Genomic DNA, 19,177 nt, shown 5'->3' with positions numbered 1-19,177 from the left:
ATAGTGGTATGTGATATTGATATTGTACTTTTTATGTTTGATTATATAAAATAATAATGAGGAGGAGATTTGAAAATGAAAGTATTAATGATTAATGGAAGTCCACATGTAAAAGGTAATACAAGAATAGCTCTGGATGAAATGGTTAAGATATTTGAAAAAGAAGGTATTGATACAGAGATTATTCATGTTGGTCATCAAGATATTAGAGGTTGTATAGCATGTATGACGTGTAAAAAAGGAAAGAATCAATGTGTTTTTGATGATCTTGTCAATCAAGTAGCTCCGAAATTTGAACAATGTGATGGATTCGTTGTAGGAACTCCTGTTTATTATGGTTCTGCTAATTCAACATTGATATCATTTCTAACAAGATTGTTTTATAGTACATCTTTTGATAAAACAATGAAAGTAGGAGCAAGTGTTGTTGTTGCAAGACGTGGTGGTATTTCATCAACTTATGATGAAATCAACAAATTCTTTGCAATATCTGGAATGCCGATTGCTTCTACACAATATTGGAATGCGATTCATGGAAGGGAACAGGGAGAAGTTTTACAAGATGAAGAAGGATTACAAACAATGCGTGTTCTCGCAAGAAATATGTCATTTTTATTAAAGAGTATTTATGATGGAAAAGAAAAATATGGATTACCAGAAAAAGAAAAATTTCATAGAACAAATTTTATTCGATAATCAGACCATTCATTACTGAATGGTTTTTTTGTTATACTGTATATAAACAGTATTGACAGTATGGTGATAATCTTATATACTGTATATGTAAGATATATACAGTATATATAAAATAAGGAGAACATGCATGGAAATTATATTGAGTCAAACAAGTTCTAAGCCTATTTATGAACAGATTGTCTTACAAATCAAAGCGATGATTATGAATGGACAACTCAAACCTCAGACTCCTTTACCTTCTATGCGCAAGTTGGCAAAGGATTTACATGTGAGTATTATTACAACACAAAGGGCTTATGATGAACTTTCTAAAGATGGATTTATTGTTGTTGTTCCTGCAAAAGGTGCCTTTGTATCAACACCTAATCAGGATTCTATACGTGAAGAAAACTTAAAGAAAATCAAAGAACTTTTAAAAGAAGCTTATACTTTAACACAAGAGAGTGGGTTTTCTAAGGATTTCTTATTGAAATTGATTGAAGATATTAACGAGGAGAATTAATTATGGATTTTGCAATAGAAATAGAACATTTAACAAAAGTATTTAAAGATTTTTCATTAAATCATGTGTCATTGAAAATTCCTAAAGGAACAGTTGTAGGAATTATAGGTGAAAACGGAGCAGGAAAATCTACATTGATTCAGTCAATATTAGGTATTGTAGACTCACAATATGATAAATTAACATATTTTGGTAAAGATTTTAAACAGAATGAAAAAAATATTAAAGAAGATTTAGCAGTTATTTTTGATACCACACATTATGATTTGGAATTGACACCACGCTGGATTGAACGTATTTTAAGTCACACGTTTCAAAACTGGAATCATGAACTTTATCAAAGTTATTTACAGAAGTTTGAATTGCCTTATGATAAAAAAATAAAGTTATTTTCAAGAGGAATGAAAATGAAACTTGAATTTGCAATTGCTTTTAGTCATGATGCGAAAATTTTGATACTTGATGAAGCAACAAGTGGTTTAGATCCGATTATTCGAGATGAAATATTAAATCTCATTAGAGCTTTTACAGAAGATGAAAATCATACAGTTTTAATCTCATCACATATTACAAGTGATTTAGATAAAATTGCAGATTATATTGTTTATCTTTATAAAGGAAAATGTATTTTTATGCAAACTTATGATGAAATGAATGAAAATTATGGAATTATTCATGGAACAAAAGATTTATTAAACACATTATCTCAAGATGATATTGTTGCTTATATTCAAGAACCTTATAGTATATCTATTCTTGTTAAAAATCGACAACAGATACAATCTGTTTTTCAAGATTTAGAGATAACGAGGCCAACAATAGAAGAAATCATGTTATTTTATGCAAAAGGAGTGAAAGAGATATGTTAGGGGTTATGATTAAAGATTTTTATGAAACATTTTGTATTAAAAAGAATATTATTGGTATGTGTATTTCTCTATTGTTTTTATTGACAATGACTTTTCTATTAAATAACTTATATTCTTTGTTATTGATTATTAATCTTGCATTACCAATGATAGGTGTATCGACACTACAATATTCTATGGAACAAGATGATATTTCTCAATATAATCAAATACTATTAACCTTTCCAGTAACAAAAAAACAGATTATACAAGCAAAAATGTTGTCTATTCTTCTTTTTACACTCTGCGTTCAAATTTGTATATCTTTACCTATTACATTTATTCACACATATATTTTTCATACTGTTAATTTAGAAAATGGCTTTTTTATATGGGCAATTGGTTTTGTTTCAGCTTTTATTATGAATGCTTTATCAAGTATTGGTTTCTTTTGGTTAGGAAATAAAAAAGGAACAATTGTTTATATGATTCTGACAATTATATTTGCGTTTGGGTATATTTGTATTCATATATTATTTGGTATTGATGTACTTTTGAATTTAAAGTTAAATCAAATTTTAATGATAGGATGTATACTTGCTGTTATATTGAATATTGTCAGTTATTATACTTGTTATATACTTTATAAAAGAAAATATGCATAAGGTGGAATGAAATATCATTTCATCTTTTTATTTAAAGTTTGATTATAAGTATATATTTTTATACAATGAAGTAAAGGAGATGAAATTATGGATGAACAAATGAAGATGATCAAAGAAATATGTTTGAATGAAAAGAGTATCAATCCCATTGAAATAGTAAAGTCATTAATGAAAATAAAAGATATTCCTATTCATGGACCTATACATCATATTATTGATGGATATGCCTTTTTAACAGCTATGCATAATGCTGGTGTTGAATTTGATTTTAAAGAGGCATTAGATGAGATGGAAAAAAGAGGAAAGAAAATGCCAGGAGCAACATGTGGCCAATGGGGAATTTGTGGCTCTGGTTCTTCTGTAGGAGCGGCTTTAGCGATTATTCATCAAACAACTCCATTATCAGATAATGAATATTATAAGGATAACTTAAGATTGACTTCTTTAGCACTTGGTAATATAGCCGAAATTGGAGGACCAAGATGTTGCAAAAGAAATGCTTTTCTTTCATTAAAAACAGCTATTCAGTTTGTCAAAGAACATTATGATATTGTCTTAGAAGATACAGATGAAAAATGTGAGTTTTCTTATTTGAATCAACAATGTATCAAAGAAAGATGTCCATTTTATCAAAGATAATAAAAATGACTGGTTTTCAGTCATTTATTCTTTAATATATTTATTCATGAATTCTATAATTGTACTTTCACATAGTTTTGGATCAACAAGATAACTTTGAGCATGACCTGCACCTTCAACGATTAATAAATCTTTATCAGCACTACATGCATTATAAAGATCATAAACCATATAAGTTGGCACAAAATTATCACGATCACCATGTATAAATAAAGTTGGTGTTTTAGATTTTTTTACTTGTTCAATTGTTGAAGCTTCTTTAAAGCTATATCCTACACGTTTTTTACTTAATAGAGTTGCTGTTGGTAAAATAAGTGGCGCAGGGATATGTCTTTGATTTAATTCATGTTTGAATTCATCAAGAACACTTGTAAAACCACAATCTGAAATAATACATTTGACATCATCAGGTAGTTTTTCACCACTTGCCATTAAAACAGTAGCACTTCCCATTGATATACCATGTAAAACAATCTGTAAATCTTTATGAAAATATTCTTTCACTTGATCAATCCATTGAATACAATCTAATCTATCTAACCACCCAAATCCAATATATGTTCCTTCACTTTCACCATGGGCACGATTATCGGGTAATAAAATATGGAATCCTAAATCATGATAAAATTTAATATAATAAGCATATTCTTTCAAATTATATGAACGATAACCATGCACTGCAATCAATACCTTATTAGTATCCCTATCTGCTTTTAAAAATTTAGCTTTCAGTTTTAATCCATCATGTGAAGTCATTTCCCATGTTTCAAAATGTTGTTGTTTTAGCCAAGGAATATATTTTTCAATACGAGGATCTACTTTAGGTTTTTGTTTATTTAAAGGTGTATCTTTACGACATGCGAAATCAATTGCAGTGACTCCAACAAAACCAATAATAGCTCCAGATATTAAAGCACCATAAGCAAGAGTTTTCTTTTTCAATATCATCATTCCTTTCTTAATGATAATATCATAACATAAATTTATAGGAAAATAATACCCTTTTTCAACTATAATTAATATAGGTAGTGAAAATATAATGTATCAAAAAGATGGATATATTTTAAGAATATCAAAAAATGAAGATACTGATGAATCTTATAAAGATGATTGAAATTTACATTTTAGTATAAAGTAAGAATATATAAACAATGAATAAAAATGCTTTTTATATTTATGGAATTTGAGAATAGTGTTAAAATAGTAGTTATATAGAAAGATAAATATATAAATACTATGTATAATTAGCGACAATACAATAGGTATTTCTAACTATCTTTTCATTTGATTTCTATTTTTTATCAATTTATATTATTCTTCTCTTTAAAAAATAATATAATCATATAATGAAATTGAATTTTTAAAAAGAGAAGCTTCATGATTGATGAGATAGAAAAACAATTAATCAATGATGTTTTATGAATTGCTGTTGACTTAACTAAAAAAACATCTTAAAACTTTAGATAGTTTTGTCTTAAGGAATATAGTATTAGTAAGATGAGATGAAAAAGTTCTTTAACTGGAATTTATCCAAAATATTCTTTTAAAATAATTTATATGATGAAAATAGAAAAATAGTAATAATGAAATACAGGATGATTATATATGACAACAAAAGAAAAAATTAAAGATGCTTTTATTGCATTGGCCATTGAAAAACAAACAGTTAAAATCTCTGTCAAAGATATTGTAAAAAGAGCCAAAATATCAAGACGTTCTTTCTATAATTATTATGCAGATCGACAATCTATAACAGAAGATATATATATTGAGACTATAGAAAGTACAATTAAAGAATGTTTTGATAAAAAAATGACTACAGAAATGTTTATTACAGAGATTTATAAAGCTTTTTTTAAAAACAAAAACTTTTTCATCGTTGCTATAAAAGATGATGAACAAAATTCTTTATTTGATACAATTATTGAAAGAAATCAAATAGTATTTTCTTATTTATATAAAGATATTATTCAAGATCAAATCAAATTAGATTATTTATCATATAAATATGCTTCTACTCAAGTGATGCTTCTCAAGAAATGGTTGAATAATGGGATGGTAGAATCACCTGAATTTATGACTGAAGTCTATCTTGATTCACATAAAAATTACGAAAATATGCATGAGTCTATCATTAATAAAAAAACAAACTGGTAGTCTTGATATTACACATTTTATAGAAAATGTAAATTGAACACTTAATCTATTTTGTTAAAATATTTTTAAGGAGGATGTTTTTATGACAAAAATGATGAAATGTGCAATTTATAATTCTGTTCAAAATGTGACTGTTGAAGAGAGACCTATTCCAGAAGTCAAAGAAAATGATGTTCTTGTGAAAGTGTTAAGAGCTGGAATCTGTGGTTCTGATGTTGGTATCTATTATCATGGTGGTGAAAACTATGGTGTATTTCCCGGATCACAATTTGGGCATGAGTTTGTAGGTATTGTTGTCGAAAAAGGAAAAAATGTATCTGATGATATTAAATTAGAAGAAAAAGTATTTGTTGATCCTGTCATGAGTCAACCGTATGGAGTTGCTGGTTCAACTATGGCAGGGGCATTTTCTGAATATGCTTTGGTACAAAATGCAAAAATTGGTGTGAATCTATACCCACTTGATGATGATGTCGATTTAGATCAAGCGGTTATTATTGAACCAATGTCTGTTGGAGCCCAAGGAGCATTAGCATTTAATCCTAAACTTGACGACAAGATTGTTGTGCTAGGTGCAGGTCCTATTGGATTAGGGGCTACTGCGGGATTGCTTGGAAGAGGTATAAAAAATGTTGTTGTCGTAGATAGAAATGAATTGAGATTATCCAAAGCAGCATTATTAGGAGTAAAAACAATTAATACCTCTACTGAAAATTTGAAGGATAAATTAATAGAGATTTTTGGTACTTATCCAAGTTATGATCCAATTCCTGATGTGGATATGTATGTAGACGCAGCAGGAGCTCCACCATTATTATCAGAAGTATTTAATTATGCGAGAAATCATACAAAATATGCAATAATCTCAGTATTCCAAAAGGTTGAATTAGAAGGAAGACCTTTTATTGCAGCCCAACCAATTATTTATGGTTCTCAAGGTTATACGCATGAGACAATTGTTGAAGTTATTGATCATATATTAAATAAAAAAACGCCAATTGCTTCTATTATGGTGACACATAAATTTAAACATGAAGATATCAGTAAAGCATTAGAATTTGCGGCTTCAGGACAAGGAATTAAAGTTATTATTGATTACGAACTATAAAATAATCTTATACAAATAAATAATAATTTTGACCCATGTGAAAATATCATATGGGTTTTCTTTTACAAATTCATATTTAGAATATCATATTGAAAATGAAGAAAATATTTCAAATAAAAAAGCATGCTCATAATTCCTCATTTACAAAGAGTCATTGTACAATAAAAAATGAATATTGAATAAACTGAAAAGAGCAAGACTTTATAAAAAATATGGGGTTTATAAATTATAAAATTTATTGAGAGCCCATCATCTTATAAGCGTGATGAAGTTATTCGCTTTGTAGAAGCAAAAGATCATTATGATTTTATTTTCTTTGATTAAAGGGAGCATATTATTGAAAAAGTGTTATTTTAAAATGACATCATGTTTCTTTAGATGTCTTTGTCTTCAACCAAAGAGCTATTCATACTTATGAAAAAGTAGGCTTTAAACATGAGGGTGTATTAAGAGATGCTATTAAAGTTGGCAATCAGTATGTAGATGATATTTTGATGTCAATGCTAGAAGAGGAATGGAAAGTTATCAAATCACAGATTTAGTCATAATGTTTCCATATCTTTTTGTTATGATATATAAAAGGAGAAGATTTTTATGAAGAAATTAATAGAAATTTTTGGATTGGGAGTCTTAATGATTTTAGGTGGTTCTATGGCTGATTACTATCTTTCCACATTTTCACTGATGTTGGTTTATAGTGGTATTGCAGTTATGATTTGGGGTGAAGTCTTATTTATTTGGAGAATCATTCAAAAGTGTATTCATTGGTTTAAAAAATCTATTGATAGTCAAACAGAATAATAGTGAGGCGATAGAAAAATAAAAAATCTATCGCCTATTTTTTTATTTTCAGGTGATATTAGTATAATTTTAGCAGCATTTGTGTTAGAATATCAGCTAAGGTGATGAAGATGACAAAAGTTGTATTAGAAAATCAAATGAATGAGATTTGTGATGTGATTCAAAAGGGTGGTATTGTTGCTTTTCCAACAGAAACAGTTTATGGTGTAGGCATTCGTTTTGAAGATGAAAAAGCATTAGATCATTTAATGGAAGCAAAGAATAGAGATTATTCAAAAGCCATTACATTGATGGTTGCAAATAAAGCAGATATTTCTCAATATGCCTATGTGAGTGAAAAAGCACAAAAATTAATAGAGCATTTTATGCCGGGAATGATAACACTCATCTTTCAGAAAAAAGAAACTGTGAGTGAAGCCATGACAAATGGGAAGCCAACTATTGGTATCAGAATACCAGATAGTTCATTTGTTTTGTCATTATTAGAAAAAGTAGGCCCGATGCTGGTAACAAGTGCAAATTTGTCAAATCATCCCAATACAACATCAACAGCAGAAGTTTTAGAGCAGTTAGATGGGCGAATTGATTTGGTTGTTGATGGAAAGACATCCGATAACATTGCCAGTACAGTTGTTGATGTGAGTCAGGATGAAATCAAAATATTAAGAGCAGGAAAAATAACAAAAGAGGATATAGAGGAGGTAATCCAATGAAAATAGCAGTTGCATGTGATCATGGTGGTTTTCGTTTAAAAAATGTTTTAATGGAAGATTTGAAAAAACAAGGATATGAAGTTGTAGACTTTGGAACGTATAATGAGGAAAGCTGTGATTATCCTGATTATGCTGCAAAGGCTGCCAGAGCTGTCGCAAATGGTGAATGTGAAAAAGGTGTTGTTGTTTGTGGAACAGGAATAGGTGTTTCAATTACTTGTAATAAAGTCAAAGGCATTCGTTGTGCATTAGTTCATGATGTATTTAGTGCCAAAGCTACAAGAGCTCACAATGATACAAATATGATAGCAATGGGTCAAAGAGTTATTGGTGAAGGTTTAGCGTTAGAAATATTAAATGCATGGTTACATACTGATTATGAAGGTGGTAGACATGATCAAAGAATTGCCAAGATGATGGCTTTGGAGAGTGAATAAAATGAGAGATAATGAAGTCTTTAAGAGCGTTGAAAAAGAATTAAACAGACAAAGAAATAATATTGAGTTAATTGCTTCAGAGAACTTTGTATCTGAGGAAATCTTAGAATTAGCTGGTAGTGTTTTAACAAATAAATATGCTGAAGGATATCCGGGTAAAAGATACTATGGTGGTTGTCAGTTTGTTGATGAAGTAGAAACCTTAGCAATCAATCGTTTAAAAGAATTATTTGGTTGTGAATATGCTAATGTTCAGCCTCATAGTGGAGCACAAGCCAATACAGCCGTTTATTTAGCTTTATTAGATCATGGAGATAAGGTATTAGGAATGTCATTAGCTGATGGAGGACATTTAACACATGGACATCCATTAAATTATTCGGGAATCAATTATGAATTTTATAGTTATGGCGTTTCTCGTGATACAGAAACAATTGATTATGAAGATTATAAATATAAGGTAGAAACAATTCGACCTAAATTGGTTGTTGCAGGAGCAAGTGCTTATTCAAGAATCATTGATTTTAAATATATGGCTCAAATTGCTCATGATAATGGGGCTTTATTTATGGTGGATATGGCACATATTGCTGGACTTGTAGCTGCTGGTTTACATCCATCACCTTTCCCATATGCTGATGTTGTTACCACAACAACACATAAAACTTTAAGAGGACCACGTGGTGGTGTCATTATGTGTAAAGAAGAATTAGGGAAAGATATTGATCGAGCTGTTTTTCCGGGTATGCAAGGTGGTCCATTGATGCATATTATTGCTGCAAAAGCGGCATGTTTCTATGAAGCTTTACAACCAGAGTTTAAAGATTATGCGAAACAGATTATTAAAAACGCTAAAGCATTAGAACAATCTTTAAAAGAAGAAGGATTTAGATTGGTTGCTGATGGAACAGATAATCATTTGATTTTAATTGATGTTAAAGCAAGTTGTGGAATCAGTGGTAAAAAAGCAGAAAGATTACTTGATGAAATCAATATTACAGCTAATAAAAATGCGATTCCATTTGATACTGAAAAACCTTTTAAAGCCAGTGGTATTCGAGTAGGAACACCAGCAATGACAACGAAAGGTTTTAATGAAGATGATTTTAGAGAAGTTGGTAAAATCATTGCTTATCGTTTAAAAAATGATGAAACAGATGAAGTTAAAGAAGCATGTTTAAAAAGAGTGAAAGCATTAACAGATAAAGTGAGAATGTATCAAGGGAAATCTTATCTTTAATAAGTATGAGGATTAATTTCAAGAATGAAGTTAATCCTTTTTGGTATATGAAAATACTGTTGATGAATCATCAACAGTATCAAATCATTTCTTTTCTATTATGGAATGAGTACATAATTTCATCCCAATGATTTTACAAACAATATTGATACAACAAATGAATAAAGATAAATAAAATCCAAGAGATGTCATATCAAAAGAAAATGCGAGGCTTATATATCCGGTTATAGTTAAATAGTGCCAAGTTAAGAATTGATATATTTCTAATAAGAAAACACAGATAGACGCTATTAGAGATGTAACATGAATCTTTTTTGATGTAGAAAATAGCGAAAACCATGTCCCAATATAAAAGAAAATAAGCCAACCCATAAATACATCAAAATCTACGCCTCTTAAAACAACCATATCTCCATCACCAAACCAAGTTAGAAAAAATGATGCGAATAATAAAATTTCAACAATTATAAATAATATTTTTAAGCGTATTTTCATAATGACCTCTTTCTATATAGTTACATTTTATATATGATGCTTTACATATATAAAATGAGATTAACCCCATAATTTCACGGCTTTTATTCCAATATTTTCATCACTTCCTCTCTTTTTATATAACCATATACTCCCTATAAACACATGTTATCAATTGATTATACCAGTGTCAAATAAATTTATAGAAAATACTCTCTTTTTGAGTTTGTTGTTATTATGGTAGGCTTTGTATTTATAATTTGATATAATAAAAAGTAGTAGAAATAAAAGAAAGAAGGTTTGATTCATGGCAACAACAATTTTAAATCACCCACTTATTGACCATAAGCTCACAATTATGAGAAATAAAGAAACGGGGACAAAGGAATTTAGACAAAATTTAGATGAAATTGCAATGTTAATGGCATATGAAGTGACAAAATCATTACCATTACAAAATATTGAAATTGTGACACCTATATGCCCTATGACAGGAAAACAATTAATAAGACCAGTTGTTTTAGTACCTATTTTAAGAGCTGGACTTGGTTTGGTTGATGGTTTTAAAACAATTATTCCAACTGCCAAAGTAGGACATATTGGTATGTCAAGAAATGAGGAAACTCTACAACCAGAAGAATATTATGCGAAATTTCCATCATGTTTAAAAGAAGCAGATGTGCTTGTTCTTGATCCAATGTTAGCCACAGGTGGTAGTGCTTGCGCCGCTATTACAAATATCAAAAAGCGTGGAGCGAAGAATATTAAGTTTGCTTGTTTAGTGGCAGCACCAGAAGGTATTGAAGTGATGGAACAAAAGCATCCTGATGTGGATTTGATTGTTGCAGCATTGGATGAAAAATTGAATGAAAAAGGATATATTGTTCCCGGTCTTGGTGATGCAGGGGATCGTTTATTTGGTACAGATCAATAAAGGAATATCAAATAAATTGTCAATGATTTTGAAACATGGTATAATAAAGATGATATTTCAAAGGAGTGAGCAATGTGAATGAAAAAGATGTTCAAAGAGAATCAAAAAAAATCTTTTTAATCATGTTGCTCATTTTTTGTTTTGTAGGTTTTCTATTCAAAAGTCTTTCTTATCCTATTGGTGTCATTGTAGGATATATGATATGTTATATCAATTTTATTTTAACTATTCAATCCAGTGATATAATTTTAAAGGAAGGACATCATATTTTACTTATTATTTTGATGTTTTTGTCAAAATTAATTTTAATGACGTTGGGATTTTTAAGTGCTATTCTTTTTAAAGATTATATTCATCTTTTGAGTGTATTCTTTGGTTATTTAATTACCCCAATTACGATACAATGGTTAAATTTAAAAACAAGAAAGGAGTTGAAATAGATGCATATTGTTATACAGGTAGAGTTGATATTTTCTTTGATTATCATGGCTATATTAGCAATCTTTTTTATTTATGCTGGTAGAAAAGTTGCTTTGGCGGATGCGACCAAAAGACCTAAGGGATTGGTATTGGTTGTAGAAACAGGTGTAGAAATGATTTATAACTATTTTAAATCTATTATGCCTAGTCATTTTGAAAAGAATTATTATCCTTATTTTGCAATGTTATTTTGTTATTTGATTGTTGCGAATATTAGTGGATTGATTGGTTTTGATGCACCAACATCCAATTATTCGATTACACTTGCAATGACAATCATTACATTTGTTTTGATACAGTTTAATGCTATTAGAAAAAAAGGGGTCAAATCATATATTGTCGGTAATATATGGCCACCAACGAATATTTTTGGAACGATAGCTCCTTTAATTTCGTTATCTTTCCGTATCTTTGGTAATATTTTAAGTGGGAGTATTTTAATGTCACTGCTCTATCAGTTTACTGCTTGGTTATCTGGTTTGATTTTACCAACAACGGTCAACTTTTTAGGGCCAGTGATTGCTCCGGTATTTCATGTTTATTTTGATTTATTTGCTGGTGTTATTCAGACATTAGTATTTGTAACCATTTCATCTATATTAATTATGATGGAAAATGAGGATTGATCTTAACTATAGAAATAGTTTTGATAGATAAAAAATATAATGGAGGTAAAAAACATATGACAGATTTTGGTTTAGTTGCGATTGCTGCAGGGATTGCAGTATGTGCAGGTTTAGGGACAGGTATTGGTGAAGGTATTGCAGCAAGTAAAGCTGTTGAAGCTGTAGGGAGAAATCCTGAAGCTGAAGGTAAAATCAGAACAATGATGATTTTAGGTATTGCCTTAACAGAAACTGTTGCGATTTATGGATTGTTAATAGCAATTATTTTAATCTTCGTATTCCCATCTTTATATTTATAAAAAGTAAAAGCTTTTTATAAGAAGGGAGGCATACAATGAGTATTGATGTGGCAGGAAAGTTGTTTCCTAATCTTGCGACGATTGTGATTCAATTAATATCAACAGGTGTCTTATTGATTATTTTTAAGAAGTTCTTTTGGATTCCAGTACAAAAATATTTTCAAAAACGTGCTGATTTTATAGAATCACAGATTGAAGATGCGAGAACATCTCAAGAAAAAGCGAAGCAATTAATGCTTGAAAGTGAAGAACAGGCACGTCAATCAGCTAAGGAGTATCATGATATTATAGAAAAAGCGAAAGATGATGCTTTGAGAGTACGTGATGATTTACTAACAAAAGCAAAAGAAGAAGCTGCTCGCAAAATAGAACAGGCACAAAAAGAAATAGAAGCTGAAAAACAACAGGCAAGAGAAGAAATGAAAAAAGAAATGGTGGATATTGCAATTGAGGCAGCAACAAAAGTGATGAGTAAAGAAATGAATTCTCAGGAAAATCAACAGATGGTTGAAGAATTTGTTGATCAGGTTGTTCATTAATGGATACAGTTGCTTTACGATATGCTGAAGCTTTATTTGCTTTAGCTAAAGAAGAAAATGCCATCAAGCAATATCAAAAAGATATGGAAGCAGTTGAAGCTGTTTTTCATGATAAAAGTATTCTTCAGTTTTTTAGTCATGTTGCGATTCAAGATGAGGATAAATATCAAGTCTTGAAACAAAGCTTTCATGGAAAGATACAAACATATGTTTATCAGTTTTTATTATTATTAATTAAAAAAAGAAGAATTCAATGTGTTCTTTTGATTTGTCAACAATTTCAGCAGTTGTGTTATGATGCCTTGGGTATTCAAGTAGGAAAAGTATGGAGTGCTTATGAATTGACAGAAGATCAGATTAAAAAGATTCAAGATGCTTTGTCTACTCAATTGAATAAGCAGGTATTGTTAAAACAGCAAGTAGATACACAATTAATAGGTGGAATTAAAGTTGAAATTGATAATCATGTTTATGATAATTCTCTTTCTTATAAGATGGGATTATTGAAACAGGAATTATTAAGAAAGTAGGTGAGAATGTGGATTTAAGACCAGATGAGATTAGTGCATTAATTAAAGAACAAATTAAACATTTTGCTGATCAGCTGGAATCTAAAGATATTGGAACAGTTATGACAGTAGGTGATGGTGTCACTTTAATTCATGGTTTAGATGATGCAATGCTTGGAGAATTGTTGTTATTTCCGGGTCAAGTGTATGGAATGGTCATGAATTTAGAGGAAGATGCTGTTGGAGCTGTGTTACTTGGTGATGAAGGAACAATCAAAGAAGGAGATGAAGTGAAGCGTACAGGAAGAATTATTGAAGTTCCTGTAGGTGATGGACTTTTAGGTAGAGTTGTTAATCCTTTGGGACAACCAATTGATGGACAGGGAGAAATTGTTTATCAGCATACACGTCCTATTGAAAAGATTGCACCGGGTGTTATGACAAGAAAATCTGTTGATCAGCCACTTCAAACAGGAATTACATGTATTGATGCGATTATTCCAATTGGTAGAGGACAGCGTGAGTTGATTATTGGAGATCGTCAGACTGGGAAAACAGCGATTGCGATTGATACTATTTTAAATCAAAAAGGACAAAATATATATTGTATTTATGTTGCGATTGGTCAGAAAAATTCAACAGTTGCCCAAATTGTAGAAAAATTAAGACAAGGTGGAGCAATGGAATATACAACAGTTGTATCTGCTGGAGCCAGTGAATTAGCACCTGTTCAATATATTGCACCTTATGCGGGCTGTGCAATGGCAGAAGAATGGTTAGAAGAAGGTAAAGATGTCTTGATTGTTTATGATGATTTATCTAAACATGCGGTTGCTTATCGTACTGTATCTTTATTATTAAAAAGACCACCGGGGCGTGAAGCTTATCCGGGAGATGTTTTCTACTTGCATTCACGTTTATTAGAAAGAGCTTGTCGTTTAAATGAAGAACATGGTGGAGGCTCTATTACTGCTTTACCAATTATTGAAACACAGGCAGGAGATATCTCTGCTTATATTCCAACAAATGTGATTTCAATTACAGATGGGCAGATTTTCTTGCAGCAGGATTTATTTAATTCAGGAATCAGACCGGCTATTGATACGGGATTATCTGTCAGTCGTGTTGGTTCATCAGCTCAAATCAAAGCTATGAAACAAGTATCAAGTTCTTTAAAATTAGAACTTGCACAATATACTGAAATGCAGGCATTTGCGCAATTTGGTAGTGATTTGGATGCTGCAACAAAAGCGACACTCGAACATGGTCAAAGAGTTCGTGAAGTTTTAAAACAGGCACAATACTCTCCTAGAAGTGTTGCTAAACAAGTGGTAACATTGTTTGCTTTAAAATATGGATATACAAAACAAATTGCAGTAACAAAAGTCAATATGTTTATGGATGAATTATATCAGTTTATACAAAATCAACATCCAGAAATTATTGATCAAATACAACAAGAAAAATCTATTGATGATGAATTAACATTAAAGATGAAAGAAGTAATGAAAGCTTTTGTAGAAAACTTTTTAAAAGTGAATAAGGATGGTTAGTCTATGGCTAATGATATGCAGTCTATTAAAAGACGTATAAAATCAGTAGAATCAACAAAGAAAATTACAAAAGCTATGCAATTAGTTGCAACTTCTAAATTAAGAAAAGCAAGAAAACAGATGGATGAGTTAAGACCTTACTATAGTAAAACACAGGAAGTTGTTAGTGAGATTCTTACAAGTAATCAAGGGATGGTTGAAAGTCCTTATTTACAGGAAAATAGACAAGGAAAAACAGTTTATATTGTTGTGACTTCCAGTTTAGGTTTATGTGGTGGTTATAATGCGAATGTCTTTAAAGCAATGAGTGAATATATTCAAGTTGAAGATGAAATATATATGATAGGAAGTAAAGGAGCAAGTTATTTAAAACATCATCAGATTCCTTATCATGATCAATATCTTCATTTAAATACAACATTAGATTTTAAAGATGTGATAAGACTTGTTCAAGAATTGACAAAGCGTTATCAAAATCATGAGATTGGAAGTATTCAAATGATTTATACAAAGTTTATTAACAATTTGACATTCCAGCCTTATGTGATGAAACTATTACCTGTAGATACAAAAAACTTTGAAAAGAAATCATTAACACATAAAGCAACTTTATTTGAACCAGATCCACAAACTGTTTTAAATGATTTAATACCAATGTATTTACAATCAGTGATCTATGGATATTTAGTAGAGTCTATAACAAGTGAAAATGCTTCAAGAAGAACATCTATGGAAAATGCAACAGATAATGCAGAAGATTTAATAGAAGAATTATTATTGAAATATAATCAAGCTAGACAAAGTGCTATTACTAATGAAATTAGTGAAATAGTCGCTGGTGCTAATGCTCAATAAGGAGGTGCAGCATGTCAAATATAGGAAAAATCGTACGTGCAGTCGGACCCGTTGTTGATATTGTTTTTGATGATGGACATTTACCATCATTAAATACTGCAATTGAAATTCAAAATAATGATGAATTATTGACGGTAGAAGTTGCTCAACATATTGGTGATGATGTTGTACGTTGTATTGCGATGGGATCGACTGATGGTTTAAAAAGAGGATTAGAAGCTAAAGATACACAACATCCAATTTGTGTACCTGTTGGAAATGAAACGTTAGGAAGAATGTTTAACGTCTTAGGGCAACCTATTGATGAAAAAGAAGCATTACCTGATGATATTCAAAAAATGCCAATTCATAGAAATGCCCCATCATATGCCGATCAAAAAACAGAAACAGAAATTTTAGAAACAGGAATAAAAGTTATTGATTTAATCTGTCCATATATTAAAGGTGGAAAGATTGGTTTATTTGGTGGAGCAGGTGTTGGTAAAACAGTTTTAATTCAGGAATTGATTAATAATATTGCTACGCAACATGGTGGATTATCAGTATTTGCTGGAGTTGGAGAACGTTCAAGAGAAGGTAATGATTTGTATTATGAAATGAAAGAAAGTGGTGTTTTAAATAAAACAACACTTGTCTTTGGTCAGATGAACGAACCTCCGGGATCACGTTTAAGAGTTGGTTTAACAGGATTGACAATGGCAGAATATTTTAGAGATGAACAAAATCAAGATGTTTTATTGTTTATTGATAATATTTTCCGTTTTACTCAAGCAGGTTCAGAAGTATCTGCCTTGTTAGGACGTGTTCCATCACAGGCCGGTTACCAACCAACACTTGCGACAGAAATGGGACAATTACAAGAACGTATTACATCAACAAAGAAAGGGTCTATTACTTCTGTACAGGCTGTCTATGTTCCTGCTGATGACTTGACAGACCCTGCCCCAGCGACAACTTTTGCCCATTTGGATGCTAGAGTTGTTTTGGATCGTTCTATTGCTGCGTTGGGTATTTATCCAGCCGTTGATCCATTGAATTCATCATCACGTGCATTGGATCCATTAATTGTTGGAAAAGAACATTATGAAGTTGCTCATGGTGTTCAACAGATTTTACAAAGATTCCAAGATTTACAAGATATTATTGCTATTTTGGGTATGGATGAATTAAGTGAAGAAGACAAAGTGACTGTTGCTAGGGCAAGACGTGTTCGTAATTACTTGTCACAACCATTTACTGTTGCTTCACAATTTACAGGATTGGAAGGAAAATATGTACGTGTAGAAGATACAATCAAAGGATTTAAAGAAATTCTTGAAGGGAAATGGGATCATTTACCAGAACAGGCTTTCCATAATGTAGGTTCTATTGAAGAAGCAGTTGCAAAGGCAAAGACATTAACAAATGACAACATTTAAATTAAAGATTGTAACACCTGTTGGTGTTTATAAAGAAACTGATGTTGAGATGTTAAATCTACGAACAGCAACGGGACAAATTGGTATTCTTGCTCATCATATTCCTTTGGCAAGTCATATTGAAATATCTGAAATGAATTATATTGATGAAAATCATGAAAGACAATATTTTGCAATTGCAGGTGGTTTTGTATATGTTGGTGAAAATGATACGACAATAATCACTAGTGCTATTGAATCAGTAGATGAGATTGATTTAGAACGTGCGAAAAGTTCTAAACAAAGAGCAGAAGAAAGATTGAAATCATCACAAAATATTGATGTTTTACGTGCTGAAATAGCATTAAAGAAAGCAATCACAAGAATTAACGTGAAAACAACACACTAACATAGAGATTTTTTCTCTATGTTTTTTTAAAATATTTTACATCTTCAATTGAAATTGGTATAGTTATAGATGGAGGAATAGCTATGAAAATTTTATTAGTATGTTCTGCAGGAATGTCAACAAGTTTATTAGTTGAAAGAATGTTGGCATCTGCAAAAGAAAGACACTTAAATGTTGATATTGAAGCCAGACCAATTGCTGATACTGTTATTTATGGAAAAGATGCAGATGCAATTATGTTAGGTCCACAAGTTCGTTTTCAAGAAGATCACATTCGTTCATTATTTGATGAAACAAAACCAATTGCTGTTATTGATATGAAAGATTATGGAATGATGAATGGAAAAAAAGTTTTACAAGATGCTTTAGATTTAATTGAATCTAAAAAATAGTCATATCGAGATTTTCGGTATGATTTTTATTTTCTCAATAAATAAAACAATTATTTTATTTGAATATATGACAAAAAATGATAAAATAACAACGATTATAAAAGGAAGTGATGATGTGGTTAGAAAAAAGAAAAAATTAAGAGTAGAAAGAGTTATTATTGTATGTGTTGTTGCATTGGTTATAGGGTTTGGTCTATATAAAGGAATAACATGGGCGTTTCAAAGTATAACGTCATTATTAACACCTGATGTTCAAGAAGAAGTCGTAGAGCCAGAAATTGAAAAACCTAAAAATTATATTGCAACAGTTGTGATTGATCCGGGACATGGAGATTGGAATCCGGGAGCTAATGTGGGTAATGTATTAGAAAAAGATATTTCCCTTACAACATCAAAAGCAATTGAACAAGCTTTAGATGAAGCAAATATTAAAGCCGTTTTAACAAGAGAAACGGATATTTCATTATCCGATAATAAGATTGATGATCTGAAAAAAAGAGCTGCGAAAAGTGCTGAAAATAATGCCAATTATTTTGTTTCTATTCATGTGAATTCTTTTGATGAATCTGATGAAGTATCAGGCTTTGAAATTTATAAAAAAAATGATGAAAGTCATAGCTTAGCACAAAATATTGGTAAAAACATTGAAATATTAAATTATTCTAAAAATAGGGGAATATTAGATGGAGGAAAGTCTTTACAAGTATTAAGAGATAATATGGTTCCATCAGTTCTTATAGAATTGGGCTATTTAAATAATGATAATGATTATAGTTATTTAAGTAATGATGAAAAATTACAGGAAATGGGAAAAGCTATCGCAAAAGGAATTATTGAAGAAGTACAAACTCATCTTTTAGACAATTCAACACAGAATAATATAAATAAGTAGAAATATCCACAA

Annotated in this window: 25 protein-coding genes; 23 read left to right on the top strand and 2 right to left on the bottom strand. The window is 30.4% G+C overall.

Translation table 11 applies throughout. The features are described from left to right. The first annotated feature begins 75 nt into the window (after nucleotides 1–75). From ACGHJ8_RS13785 to ACGHJ8_RS13765, 5 genes are all read left to right on the top strand, one after another. Nucleotides 76–696 (top strand): flavodoxin family protein, encoded by a 621-nt coding sequence (locus tag ACGHJ8_RS13785; protein ID WP_211962393.1) that lies wholly within the window; start codon nucleotides 76–78, stop codon nucleotides 694–696. A gap of 127 nt (nucleotides 697–823) precedes the next feature. Next, on the top strand, nucleotides 824–1,198 hold the full coding sequence (locus ACGHJ8_RS13780; protein ID WP_087357785.1) for a GntR family transcriptional regulator: 375 nt from the start codon (nucleotides 824–826) through the stop codon (nucleotides 1,196–1,198). Nucleotides 1,199–1,200: 2 nt separating this feature from the next. Beyond that, on the top strand, nucleotides 1,201–2,067 hold the full coding sequence (locus ACGHJ8_RS13775; protein ID WP_211962391.1) for an ABC transporter ATP-binding protein: 867 nt from the start codon (nucleotides 1,201–1,203) through the stop codon (nucleotides 2,065–2,067). After that, nucleotides 2,061–2,711, top strand: coding sequence for an ABC-2 transporter permease (locus ACGHJ8_RS13770; protein ID WP_087357787.1), 651 nt, complete (start codon nucleotides 2,061–2,063; stop codon nucleotides 2,709–2,711). The genes ACGHJ8_RS13775 and ACGHJ8_RS13770 overlap by 7 nt, the downstream gene beginning before the upstream one ends. Nucleotides 2,712–2,798: 87 nt before the next feature. After that, nucleotides 2,799–3,350 carry a DUF5714 domain-containing protein gene (locus tag ACGHJ8_RS13765; RefSeq protein WP_211962389.1) on the top strand — a complete coding sequence of 184 codons (552 nt, stop codon included), beginning with the start codon at nucleotides 2,799–2,801 and terminating at the stop codon, nucleotides 3,348–3,350. A gap of 24 nt (nucleotides 3,351–3,374) precedes the next feature. Here ACGHJ8_RS13765 and ACGHJ8_RS13760 read toward each other — a convergent pair whose 3' ends face one another. Then, nucleotides 3,375–4,298 carry an alpha/beta hydrolase gene (locus tag ACGHJ8_RS13760; protein WP_390542461.1) on the bottom strand — a complete coding sequence of 308 codons (924 nt, stop codon included), beginning with the start codon at nucleotides 4,296–4,298 and terminating at the stop codon, nucleotides 3,375–3,377. 657 nt (nucleotides 4,299–4,955) lie between these two features. On the opposite strand from ACGHJ8_RS13760, the gene ACGHJ8_RS13755 reads away from it, so the two are divergent. The 6 genes from ACGHJ8_RS13755 (at nucleotide 4,956) to glyA (ending at nucleotide 9,806) form a co-directional block, all read left to right on the top strand. After that, nucleotides 4,956–5,507, top strand: coding sequence for a TetR/AcrR family transcriptional regulator (locus ACGHJ8_RS13755; protein ID WP_211962386.1), 552 nt, complete (start codon nucleotides 4,956–4,958; stop codon nucleotides 5,505–5,507). 82 nt (nucleotides 5,508–5,589) lie between these two features. Continuing rightward, nucleotides 5,590–6,615, top strand: coding sequence for a zinc-binding dehydrogenase (locus ACGHJ8_RS13750; RefSeq protein ID WP_087296951.1), 1,026 nt, complete (start codon nucleotides 5,590–5,592; stop codon nucleotides 6,613–6,615). Between the two features lie 594 nt (nucleotides 6,616–7,209). Next, nucleotides 7,210–7,416: a hypothetical protein gene (locus ACGHJ8_RS13745; RefSeq protein ID WP_087357790.1), complete on the top strand. Its 207-nt coding sequence runs from the start codon at nucleotides 7,210–7,212 to the stop codon at nucleotides 7,414–7,416. Nucleotides 7,417–7,526: 110 nt separating this feature from the next. Beyond that, complete coding sequence (locus ACGHJ8_RS13740; RefSeq protein ID WP_390540939.1) at nucleotides 7,527–8,129, top strand: L-threonylcarbamoyladenylate synthase; 603 nt, start codon at nucleotides 7,527–7,529, stop codon at nucleotides 8,127–8,129. Continuing rightward, complete coding sequence (gene rpiB, locus ACGHJ8_RS13735; RefSeq protein ID WP_087357793.1) at nucleotides 8,126–8,566, top strand: ribose 5-phosphate isomerase B; 441 nt, start codon at nucleotides 8,126–8,128, stop codon at nucleotides 8,564–8,566. Before ACGHJ8_RS13740 ends, rpiB begins: the two co-directional genes overlap by 4 nt. A 1-nt stretch (nucleotide 8,567) precedes the next feature. Further along, entirely contained in the window at nucleotides 8,568–9,806 is a 1,239-nt protein-coding gene (gene glyA, locus ACGHJ8_RS13730; RefSeq protein ID WP_390540937.1) for a serine hydroxymethyltransferase, read from the top strand. 84 nt (nucleotides 9,807–9,890) lie between these two features. Here the strand turns inward: glyA and ACGHJ8_RS13725 are convergent, their stop codons facing one another. Then, on the bottom strand, nucleotides 9,891–10,301 hold the full coding sequence (locus ACGHJ8_RS13725; RefSeq protein WP_087357795.1) for a hypothetical protein: 411 nt from the start codon (nucleotides 10,299–10,301) through the stop codon (nucleotides 9,891–9,893). A gap of 286 nt (nucleotides 10,302–10,587) precedes the next feature. On the opposite strand from ACGHJ8_RS13725, the gene upp reads away from it, so the two are divergent. The 12 genes from upp to ACGHJ8_RS13665 all read left to right on the top strand — a co-directional run bounded on the left by upp (nucleotide 10,588) and on the right by ACGHJ8_RS13665 (nucleotide 19,165). Then, nucleotides 10,588–11,214 carry a uracil phosphoribosyltransferase gene (gene upp / locus ACGHJ8_RS13720; protein WP_087357796.1) on the top strand — a complete coding sequence of 209 codons (627 nt, stop codon included), beginning with the start codon at nucleotides 10,588–10,590 and terminating at the stop codon, nucleotides 11,212–11,214. Between the two features lie 74 nt (nucleotides 11,215–11,288). Further along, nucleotides 11,289–11,654 (top strand): ATP synthase subunit I, encoded by a 366-nt coding sequence (locus ACGHJ8_RS13715; RefSeq protein ID WP_087357797.1) that lies wholly within the window; start codon nucleotides 11,289–11,291, stop codon nucleotides 11,652–11,654. After that, nucleotides 11,655–12,320: a F0F1 ATP synthase subunit A gene (locus ACGHJ8_RS13710; RefSeq protein WP_087357798.1), complete on the top strand. Its 666-nt coding sequence runs from the start codon at nucleotides 11,655–11,657 to the stop codon at nucleotides 12,318–12,320. Between the two features lie 56 nt (nucleotides 12,321–12,376). Then, the gene (gene atpE, locus ACGHJ8_RS13705) at nucleotides 12,377–12,619 is read left to right on the top strand and encodes an ATP synthase F0 subunit C (protein WP_087357799.1); all 243 of its coding nucleotides are present in this window, start codon (nucleotides 12,377–12,379) and stop codon (nucleotides 12,617–12,619) included. Nucleotides 12,620–12,654: 35 nt separating this feature from the next. Beyond that, the gene (gene atpF / locus ACGHJ8_RS13700; protein ID WP_087357800.1) at nucleotides 12,655–13,158 is read left to right on the top strand and encodes a F0F1 ATP synthase subunit B; all 504 of its coding nucleotides are present in this window, start codon (nucleotides 12,655–12,657) and stop codon (nucleotides 13,156–13,158) included. Continuing rightward, on the top strand, nucleotides 13,158–13,688 hold the full coding sequence (locus ACGHJ8_RS13695; protein WP_205089173.1) for a F0F1 ATP synthase subunit delta: 531 nt from the start codon (nucleotides 13,158–13,160) through the stop codon (nucleotides 13,686–13,688). The genes atpF and ACGHJ8_RS13695 overlap by 1 nt, the downstream gene beginning before the upstream one ends. 8 nt (nucleotides 13,689–13,696) lie before the next feature. Beyond that, nucleotides 13,697–15,220, top strand: a complete 1,524-nt coding sequence (gene atpA, locus ACGHJ8_RS13690; protein WP_087357802.1) for a F0F1 ATP synthase subunit alpha — start codon at nucleotides 13,697–13,699, stop codon at nucleotides 15,218–15,220. Between the two features lie 3 nt (nucleotides 15,221–15,223). Further along, nucleotides 15,224–16,075, top strand: coding sequence for an ATP synthase F1 subunit gamma (gene atpG, locus ACGHJ8_RS13685; RefSeq protein WP_211962384.1), 852 nt, complete (start codon nucleotides 15,224–15,226; stop codon nucleotides 16,073–16,075). 11 nt (nucleotides 16,076–16,086) lie between these two features. Beyond that, nucleotides 16,087–17,493, top strand: a complete 1,407-nt coding sequence (gene atpD / locus ACGHJ8_RS13680; protein ID WP_087357804.1) for a F0F1 ATP synthase subunit beta — start codon at nucleotides 16,087–16,089, stop codon at nucleotides 17,491–17,493. Next, the gene (atpC, locus tag ACGHJ8_RS13675) at nucleotides 17,480–17,881 is read left to right on the top strand and encodes an ATP synthase F1 subunit epsilon (RefSeq protein WP_390540933.1); all 402 of its coding nucleotides are present in this window, start codon (nucleotides 17,480–17,482) and stop codon (nucleotides 17,879–17,881) included. Before atpD ends, atpC begins: the two co-directional genes overlap by 14 nt. Before the next feature lie 83 nt (nucleotides 17,882–17,964). After that, nucleotides 17,965–18,273: a PTS sugar transporter subunit IIB gene (locus ACGHJ8_RS13670; protein ID WP_211962376.1), complete on the top strand. Its 309-nt coding sequence runs from the start codon at nucleotides 17,965–17,967 to the stop codon at nucleotides 18,271–18,273. Between the two features lie 19 nt (nucleotides 18,274–18,292). Further along, nucleotides 18,293–19,165: an N-acetylmuramoyl-L-alanine amidase gene (locus ACGHJ8_RS13665; protein ID WP_390540930.1), complete on the top strand. Its 873-nt coding sequence runs from the start codon at nucleotides 18,293–18,295 to the stop codon at nucleotides 19,163–19,165. The last annotated feature ends 12 nt before the right edge of the window (nucleotides 19,166–19,177 follow it).

This window comes from Massiliimicrobium timonense, from assembly GCF_042850985.1.
GTDB lineage: Bacteria > Bacillota_I > Bacilli_A > Erysipelotrichales > Coprobacillaceae > Allocoprobacillus.
The sequence above is the reverse complement of the archived record's forward strand: the minus strand, read 5'-3'. Positions and strand labels throughout refer to the sequence as shown.